This is a genomic window from Staphylococcus sp. GDY8P131P (assembly GCF_017891975.1).
GTDB classification, from domain to species: domain Bacteria; phylum Bacillota; class Bacilli; order Staphylococcales; family Staphylococcaceae; genus Staphylococcus; species Staphylococcus nepalensis.
Genome location: NZ_JAESKF010000032.1, coordinates 805 through 1,566, shown reverse-complemented (window position 1 = coordinate 1,566; position 762 = coordinate 805). Strand labels below are relative to the sequence as shown.

Annotated in this window: 1 protein-coding gene; it reads left to right on the top strand. The window is 34.5% G+C overall.

Going from position 1 to position 762, the window contains the following annotated elements; genetic code table 11:
• A partial coding sequence (locus KA894_RS14360; RefSeq protein WP_204174405.1) for a zinc-binding dehydrogenase occupies positions 1-730 on the top strand: 730 nt, incomplete at its 5' end.
• Positions 731-762: the final 32 nt, after the last annotated feature.

The following is a 762-nucleotide window of genomic DNA, read 5'->3' as shown; positions in this document are numbered from 1 at the left end:
AGAAGAAAATATTGATCTTTACGATGGTTATTCATTTATAGGTTTAGGTTCTGATGGTGGATTTGCAGAATTTACAAATGTCCCAGAAGAGAACGTTTATAAGCTACCAGATAAGGTTTCTGATAAAGAAGGCGCTCTTGTAGAGCCAACCGCTGTTGCAGTTCAAGCAATTAAAGAAGGCGAAGTTCTATTTGGCGATACTGTTGCTATTTTTGGTGCAGGGCCAATCGGTTTATTAACAGTAATAGCAGCCAAAGCTGCAGGTGCGAGTAAGATATTTGTTTTTGATTTATCAGAAGAAAGATTGAATAAAGCTAAAGCAATAGGTGCTACTCATACTATCAATTCCGGTGAATCAAACCCAAGTGATGTTATTAATAAACATACAGATAATGGCGTGGATGTAGCATTTGAAGTAGCTGGTGTAGCACCAACACTTAAATCTGCTATAGACGTTACTAAAGCAAGAGGTACTGTCGTTATAGTGTCTATATTTGGCCATCCTATTGAATGGAATCCAATGCAATTAACAAATACAGGTGTAAAGCTCACTTCGACAATTGCTTATACACCTACTACATTTCAACAAACAATAGATTTAATTAAAGAAGGTAATTTAAAAGTTAAAGATGTCGTTACTGATGAGATAGAGTTAGATGATATTGTGGAGTCAGGATTTGAACAACTTGTAAACGATAAATCACAAGCAAAAATTCTCGTTAAATTATAATATAGATTATAAAAACTAATGAAAGGAGAATC